Consider the following 8,043-nt stretch of genomic DNA (forward strand, 5'->3'; position numbering starts at 1 on the left):
GCGAGATGAAATCCGCAGACAAGGATGAAGGTTAAACTACTTGAATGACAGTCTGAGTCGTTAAAAGGCCGACCATGACGGAAGATACCTATTAACGTCATGCAGTCTATGGGAAGAAGAAGTAAAGTTGGGCTTCTTCCAAGCAATCCAAAGACTGGACAATCCTAATAAAGGTTAAAGGGCGAACGTCACATCCGAAACTGCAAAATTGCTTTGTCTATATATGTCTAAATAGGGATTACCTAAATCGGAAAGCCCATGAGGGCTATGGTTGTAGAACCTGAATATCCGACAAGGTAACGGAGTTCCCGTAGTAGTCCGAGACAGGGAAAGCCTGTTACATGGCGAAGGGGAGCAGCTTGTCTGTTTAATACAAAGATTGGAAGGAGCGAGAGGCTCATGAGAAATCCAGACATCGTGTTAAACAATTTAGCTTCTAAATCTAAGGATTTTAATTACGTTTATGACCGTCTTTACAGGAACCTTTACAATCCGGAATTTTACTTGAAAGCATATGCGAAAATTTATGCTAAACCAGGTAACATGACGGCAGGTTCAGATCACAAGACGATCGATGGTTTTAGCCACGAACGTATCAATAGGCTAATTGATTCACTCAAAAATGAAACATATCAGCCACAGCCATCCAAAAGAGTTTATATTCCTAAAGCAAATGGCAAAAAGAGACCTTTAGGGATTCCGTCTTTCGATGACAAGTTGTTGCAGGAAGTCGTCCGGATGATATTAGAAGCAATTTATGAAGGCACTTTCCAACACAGCTCACATGGTTTCCGTCCGAAACGAAGTTGCCACACGGCACTTGAAAAAGTCCGCAAGACGTTCACGGGGGTTAGATGGTTTATTGAAGGAGACATTGAATCCTTTTTCGATAATATTGACCATCATACACTGATCGGCATTCTGGAAAGAAAAATCGGTGACGCTAAGCTTATACGTCTTATCTGGAAATTTTTCAGAGCGGGTTACATCGACGACTGGAAATTTCATAATACGTACAGTGGTACACCACAAGGCGGCATTATCAGTCCCCTGTTGTCTAACATTTACCTTAATGAGCTAGACCATTTCATTAAGGAATATACACAAAGGTTCAACACAGGAAAGCAAAAAGCCGTAAATAAAGAGTATAAATGCCGGGAGTACCTTGTGTACAGGCATAGGAAAAAGCTAAAAGAGATATGGTGCGGCTTAACTGAAGAACAAAAAAGAGCAGAGCTTAAAACATACAAGTCGCTGAAACAAAATCTTTTAGCAGTAAACTTCGCCGACCCCATGGACGTCAACTATAAAAGAATGCAGTATGTACGGTATGCGGATGACTTTATCATTGGCGTAATCGGGAGCAAAGAAGACTGTTTGAAAATCAAAGAAGACCTGACGGTTTTCTTAAAAGAAAAACTGAATCTCGCTCTTTCAGCGGAAAAGACGTTGATTACAAACAGTTCACGAAAAGCCCGCTTCCTCGGTTACGATATCCAAGTTAAAAGAAGTTCTCATACCATGACGGATGTAAGAGGAAACCTAAGAAAAACGCACAACCTTAAATGTAAACTCTATGTGCCACCCGAAAAGTGGATCAACAAGCTAAAGGAGTATAAAGCCTTAAAAATCACATCGGATGGAAAGCTGAAGGCAACTCATAGACCGTACCTATTAAATAACGATGACCTTGAGATCATCAGTATTTACAACGCAGAAATCCGTGGCTTGTACAATTACTACAAAATCGCGAATAATGCTCATACCTTAAGCAGTTTCTATTATTATATGTGGTACAGCTTCCTAAGAACCTTTGGCGCAAAGTATAAAATGTCAGTAGCAAAAATACTTGCCAAGCAGAAGTTCAATGGAAAATTAGGAATTAAATATGAAACAAAAAACGGTGTGAAGATACGGTATTTTTACAATGAGGGCTTCAAAAGAGTGAAGGAAGTTAGCTTTGGAGAAGTGGATACTCATCCGAAAACCATAAAATACAATGGACGTACAAGCTTGGTAGGAAGATTAAACGCCAACAAATGCGAATATTGTGGAGACGTTACAGAATCCTTAGAAGTACATCATGTGACCAAACTGAAAGAGCTCGAAGGAAAAGCAGTTTGGGAACAAAAAATGATCTCAAGAAGGAGAAAAACGATGGTCCTATGTGTTGATTGTCATCGAAAACTCCACAATGGAAAGTTAAATTGACAAGTGGAAAGCCGTATACGCCGAGAGGTGTACGTACGGTTTGGAGGAGAGCACAAGGAAACCTAACATAGTAATATGTCAAGGCGCTAGGTGCTTATCCTACTATTACCATGCCTGGGGTGTGGACTACAGCATTTTATCTGAAAAGGTAAAAATGAGAGAAAAGTCTTTTTCCAAGAGCCAGATACTGCAGCGGGATTACTATATGGAAGAAGAAATTGTCCTCGTGATCCGGGAAATGGTCGATGAAGTGGCGATGCGGCTGCGCGCCAATAATGTAGCCGCAGGTAAAGTGGCATTAGGCCTTGCGTATTCAAGGGATATAGAAGAAAAGGGATGTAAGCACCAAAGATTATTACATAGAGGAACAAACAGCACGAAGGAATTGACGGTTTATTTTATTCAGATTTTTAAATGTTACTGGCGTGGCCAGTCGGTTCGGCAGATTTATGTCGTGTGCGGCAAATTACAGCCAGCCATATATGAACAACTGGACCTGTTCACTTCTAATGAACAGCTGGAGCGGAATCAGATGCTGGATGAAATAATGGATACTATCAGGCTTCGCTACGGAAAAGATGCGATTTTTTGGGCTTGCAGCTTAATGAAAGGAGGCACGTTTTTAAAGCGGGCTAACCATGTGGGCGGACATAAAGGCTGACAGAGCTGTGTTCTCGTCTTTTAATTTGTATGTATAAGTTGCTCTGCATCATTTCTTTAAATATTATATTAATAGAGAAGAGAGAAGGGCTTTTGTTTTTGCTCTCCATTTCCTTTAGCTTAGGAGCGCTTTTAGGAAATGGAAGAAGTGTGGTGATCATATTGGTGACGGCTATTGTGATCATCGCCTTTTCTTTTTAGCGTTCCATTTCCTGACGCCTTCCCTCTGTTTTGCTCAATTATAATTTATTCATATCATCACTTTATGTATTGTTAATAATATATCGAGCTTCAGGTTGTCGACAAAGTTGACAGCCGTTTTTTATGATTGTTACTCTACCGATCTATAGTGCCTTTTCTTGTGTTATAAAACAAGAAATTCCCCCTTTTTCTTCAAATAACTTTTTGAAAAAGGGGGTTATCTACATATTAAGCAGGCCTAAACCTTCTTTTTTAGATATTACCTTCTCGGATTTGTTTAATGGTTTCTTCGAGCCAATAAATAGTGTGATCCGCTTTAGAGGAAAAATACCCGCCAAGAAATTTATTAAGGTTTTCATTCCTTTTATTTTGCTGAATGGGTTTTTCAAAATTCATCATCCGTTCCCAGCGAGCCGTAAAATCCTTTAATTTTTTTTCTAGTATGTTTACTATTTTTTCACGATCGACATATTTAAGATTGGCTAAGCCTATTACCATATCACTGATCGTCTCGGCACTTTCAAACAATTTGTAGATTTTTTTAGGGAGTTCTTCACGGCCTTTAGCTGTAATCTGAAATACTTGTTTATCAGGTCGGTGTTCTTCTTTGATGATTTCTACTGGCTCAATTAAACCTTGTTTTGCTAGGGAATCAAAGTGATAGTATAGTTTGCTCTCTGTTAATCCGCTTAATTGGTCTAATGGAATAGGTTCTGAAAGTTGTTTTTTCAACTTGTAAGGATAGGTGTTTTCCTTCATTAGTCTGCTTAATATAAAAATTTGGATACTCATTCTTTAGCCTCCTTTAAGAGTAATGGTTCCTGCTTTTAGTAAAGCTATACTGTTATTTTAGCCGCTTTGTCTATACTGTCAGCTTTTTCTGCTGGTAGTGGTTTGTGAACGATCGCTACGATGAGAATGTTGAGTAGTAGAGCAATTGCCCCAACCGCAGCCATTGACCAAATATAGGGACTTGGACTAATGCTGCTATATAGGTTAGCAAAGTACGCTTGAACCGAATAGTACATTGGTGAAATGTGGCTCATCCATTCATATGGTAAATACATCATATCACGTGTAAGTGTAGCGCCATTGGATAATGTTTGCATCAATAAAATTGGCAAGTTTAATATCATCCCTCCTTCGCCGACTAGGAAGATTAAAGTAGCCGTGAAGTTGAAACATACCATATAGTTTAAGATTTGCTGTCCTAATAAGCCAAAGAAAAGGTCACCGCTCGGTTTGTTAACTAAATAGGCTACTCCCGCAGCAAGCAGTGACGATACAACGGCAATCAATAGAGCTGTTAATTGAACATAAAAGAATAATCGTGTCTTACTTGCTTTTCCACGGCTTGACTTAAATGCACCTACTAATTGCATAGCCCCGATCATCGCGCCAACATAACCAGCCATTGTTAAAAACATTGGCAGCATATTATTATTCATGCCGCCTGGTACTTCATTGATTGTCACCACATTTCCTACATAAGCTGTTTCGATTTTTTCTGCTAATTTAGCGGCTTGCTTCTCTGGTACATTAAAATTCATTAATACACCTTGGGCTGTTTGTTGTGAGAATTGCTGACTTAACTGATTGTTGATTTCCGTAACGACTGACTTCATAGTCGATGAAACGACAGTCGCTCCCGCTTCATTAATGGTGAAATCAATGCTCGATGACGTTTTGCCATTTTGCATATCAGTAGAGAATGTTTTAGGGATATGCACGACTAATGCTAAATCATTTTTTTTCAAGTCTTTTAACGCTTGATTATTCGTTAAATCAGTCTCGATTTTCTTGAAAGGTAAATTTTCTCGTAATTGGTCGGCGATCTTTGCCCCGTATGCACCGGCATCATTATTGACGATGGCAATCGGTAATTTATCAACGTTTCCTGGTATGGCTGCATAGCCAGGCAAGAAGATGCCCAGCATGGCAATCGCATAGAAAACTCCCATGAAAATGGCACCAATCGAGCCTTTTGATTTTAAGAATTGAGTAAATTTCATATGTGTGTTCCTTCCTTATATCAGATTGTACTTTAAGTTAATTAGTTTAATGAAAGTACTTTAATTTGAGTATGATTTAGTTTAATTCTTTCTTTTTAGGAAGTCAATCATTTTGTATGAGAGAAGGAGAGTCTGTTGGTTTCAGAATTACATCTATTCTGGTGTCGAAATAGATGAAGAGAAAGAATATAAGAATTTCTTTAATACAAAATATTAAATAAAAGCAGAATAATGTCGAAATAAAGAGGTGAATACATTAGAAAGAGCAGGTGCTTGCATTGTTTAGGTCGGTTAAAACGAAGGTCATCAGTACGGTTATGATCATTTTTATTGTGGCAATTGCTGCTATGTTGATCATTGTCGGCATGCAAATTACAAAAAAAACCGAAGAGAGTGTGATTGGTCAGAGCAAAGCGCTTACTGATGAAATGGGCAACAGCATTGAATATTTTCTTCAACAGTACGAGAGAAGTTTATATGAATTGGCAGATTCAAAAGCTGTAAGAGACTACACCAACTATTATTCTGAAAAAGATCCGAAACGAGCTCAACTTACTTTAAAAGCGATAGACGAGGAATTCGGTTCTTTTACGGAACACTTTAAAGAGTCTTCTTTTATTTATTTAGCTTTTCCAACGAAGCAAATGAAAATGGTGCCATCTGCTGAGTTTGAAGATGGATTTGATCCGACTACAAGGGTTTGGTACAAAGCGGCGGTAGAGGACACCGATAAGGTACATTGGTCAAAGCCCTTCGTGGACGTAATCTCTGGAGAGCAGGTGATTTCTGCTTCAAAGGCGGTTGTGAAAGACGGAAAGACCGTTGGTGTCCTTGGGGTTGATATTAAGCTTTCCTCTATCTCCGAGAAAATTTCTCAAAGTAAACTAGGTTATCATGGCTATCCTTTCATTATTGATTCGGATGGAGTCGCAATGGTCCATCCTAGTGAGCAGGGAAAGAATGTAATGAAGTACCCTTTTATTAAAGAGATGTATAAAGCGGGGAAAAAAGAGGGTGTAGTTCGTTACGAGTTTAATGGAGGAAATCAGGTGAATATTTATCATACTCTGCCTGATTTAGGGTGGAAAATAGGGGCGATTTATTCAGAAAAGGCATTAGGCAGCGTTGCAGGGGAATTGCAACGATTATTAATATGGATTGCACTTTTTACAATTGTACTAGCTTTTATTACTTTATATCTTATGTTAAATCGGATTATTAATCCTATTCAAAGCTTGAAAAAAGCTATGGAAAAGGTGGCAGAGGGCGATTTGACTGTGCGATCAAAAGTAGTATCGGCAGATGAAATTGGCCAGCTATCCAGCTATTTCAACAAGATGGTAGACAATATGGGGAATCTGATTTCTGTTGTTCATTCCTCTGTGTCAAATGTGCTTCAGTCTGCTGAAAGCCTGAGCGCTGCTTCTGAAGAAACGAATGCAGCAAGTGAGCAAACCGCTTCGGCAATTAATGAGATTGCCATAGGAGCCGCGAAGTCAGCTGAAGATGCGGAAGAAGTAAGTGTGAATTCAGAGCGTCTTGGCAGCCAAATTAACATGATTAGTGAAAAATCAGCTGCTATGACAAATATTGCCGATCAAGCAAATGGGATGAACCAGAATGGACGTCAACAAATGCAGAAGTTAAGGGGATCATTTGATGATTGGAAAACGAATTTACAGTCGATGGCTGAAGTTATTGGTCAATTGGATACTAAGATTAAAGCCATTGGGCAAGTCATGGAAACCATTACAGAGGTGTCTGCCCAAACCAACCTATTGGCGTTGAATGCCAGCATTGAGGCGGCACGAGCAGGTGAGCATGGCAAAGGATTTGCTGTAGTGGCAGAAGAGGTACGGAAACTGGCAGAACAATCAGCTCGGGCTACAGAAGAAGTGAAAGAAACGGTTGGAGAACTGCAGGAAGGTTCTCAAAGAGTAACCAAACAAATGATAGAAACAAGTGAAACCTTCCAGCATCAAGAAACCGTTGTTCATGACACCGATACTACATTTGAAAAATTGTCATTACTAATGGACGATATGCAGCAAGCCATTGATTCAGTTTATACAGAAGTTCAAAGAGTAGAGAGTCATAAAGAAGAGGTAGCCAAAACGACTCAAACGATGGCCGCTACTTCTGAAGAAACTGCAGCGGCATGTGAAGAAGTCAGTGCTTCTACCACTGAACAGCTGCGTACTATTCAAACGGTTGCAGAATCAGCTGAACATCTGACAAATCTTAGCTATCAGCTTCAACAAGCCATTAGCCGATTTAAGATATAACTAATAGGCCAGACAGTTTTGCTATAAGGCACTAAGGGGTTGCCTATCCGGTCAGAAAGCAGAATAAGTAATGAAAAATAGATAATGCAAAAAAGCCCTCTCATAGAATGAAGTGAGAGGGCTTTGTAATGCCTGTATTCCATTAGCGATCGCCAGTACTATTCAACTAACAGGGTCGAAAGAGAAAGTGATAGAAACAGATCATCCATTAAAATTAGAAGGTGATCATTAAGTAGAAGAATGGCAGAAAACTTATAAGGAATGTCTACTTATGTACTGACAGTTGAGGATTCAATCAATTGGTCGTTTAGATCTTTTAACTCAAAGAATTAAAGGAGATAAAAAGGTAGGTAGGCTTCATAGAGACATCATACAAAATCACATGTATAATCGTTATTGGGAAATAAAAACAGTGAAAATGTGATTGACTTTATTTTCAGCTCCATGTTATATTGATTGTCGGCTGTTAAAAACAGTCGTTCTAGCAATTTGAAAAAACAAAAAAGTAGTTGACTTTAGTTTTGATAATTGTTATTATAATATAGCTGTCGCTGATAACGACAACGAATTGATCTTTGAAAACTGAACAAAATACATGCCAGTAAGTTAATTCTTATTTTTAATTATGAGCAAGTCAAACATCTTTTTGGAGAGTTTGATCCTGGCTCAGGACG

General features: G+C 38.9%; 5 protein-coding genes and 1 pseudogene. 4 read left to right on the top strand and 2 right to left on the bottom strand.

Going from position 1 to position 8,043, the window contains the following annotated elements:
• The first annotated feature begins 399 nt into the window (after positions 1 to 399).
• Positions 400 to 2,211, top strand: a complete 1,812-nt coding sequence (locus AC623_RS06920; protein WP_049661748.1) for a reverse transcriptase domain-containing protein — start codon at positions 400 to 402, stop codon at positions 2,209 to 2,211.
• Between the two features lie 154 nt (positions 2,212 to 2,365).
• Positions 2,366 to 2,872, top strand: a complete 507-nt coding sequence (locus tag AC623_RS06925; protein ID WP_082174521.1) for a DinB/UmuC family translesion DNA polymerase — start codon at positions 2,366 to 2,368, stop codon at positions 2,870 to 2,872.
• Between the two features lie 452 nt (positions 2,873 to 3,324).
• On the opposite strand, the gene AC623_RS06930 is transcribed toward AC623_RS06925, so the two are convergent.
• Both AC623_RS06930 and AC623_RS06935 read right to left on the bottom strand, forming a co-directional pair.
• Entirely contained in the window at positions 3,325 to 3,864 is a 540-nt protein-coding gene (locus tag AC623_RS06930; RefSeq protein WP_049661750.1) for a PadR family transcriptional regulator, read from the bottom strand.
• Positions 3,865 to 3,908: 44 nt separating this feature from the next.
• Positions 3,909 to 5,084, bottom strand: coding sequence for a YhgE/Pip domain-containing protein (locus AC623_RS06935; RefSeq protein WP_049661753.1), 1,176 nt, complete (start codon positions 5,082 to 5,084; stop codon positions 3,909 to 3,911).
• 365 nt (positions 5,085 to 5,449) lie between these two features.
• On the opposite strand from AC623_RS06935, the pseudogene AC623_RS22240 reads away from it, so the two are divergent.
• Positions 5,450 to 6,424, top strand: a pseudogene (locus tag AC623_RS22240) (HAMP domain-containing protein); the annotation flags it as partial.
• A gap of 9 nt (positions 6,425 to 6,433) precedes the next feature.
• The gene (locus tag AC623_RS22245) at positions 6,434 to 7,369 is read left to right on the top strand and encodes a methyl-accepting chemotaxis protein (protein WP_442853561.1); all 936 of its coding nucleotides are present in this window, start codon (positions 6,434 to 6,436) and stop codon (positions 7,367 to 7,369) included.
• Positions 7,370 to 8,043: the final 674 nt, after the last annotated feature.

It is taken from the genome of Bacillus sp. FJAT-27231, from assembly GCF_001183975.1.
GTDB classification, from domain to species: Bacteria; Bacillota; Bacilli; order Bacillales; family Domibacillaceae; genus Pseudobacillus; species Pseudobacillus wudalianchiensis.

Excerpts from the sequence above, each read along its gene's own strand:
- AC623_RS22245 (WP_442853561.1), top strand. The coding sequence starts at position 6,434 with ATGGGGAATCTGATTTCTGTTGTTCATTCCTCTGTGTCAAATGTGCTT.
- AC623_RS06930 (WP_049661750.1), bottom strand. The coding sequence starts at position 3,864 with ATGAGTATCCAAATTTTTATATTAAGCAGACTAATGAAGGAAAACACC.
- AC623_RS06925 (WP_082174521.1), top strand. The coding sequence starts at position 2,366 with ATGAGAGAAAAGTCTTTTTCCAAGAGCCAGATACTGCAGCGGGATTAC.
- AC623_RS06935 (WP_049661753.1), bottom strand. The coding sequence starts at position 5,084 with ATGAAATTTACTCAATTCTTAAAATCAAAAGGCTCGATTGGTGCCATT.
- AC623_RS06920 (WP_049661748.1), top strand. The coding sequence starts at position 400 with ATGAGAAATCCAGACATCGTGTTAAACAATTTAGCTTCTAAATCTAAG.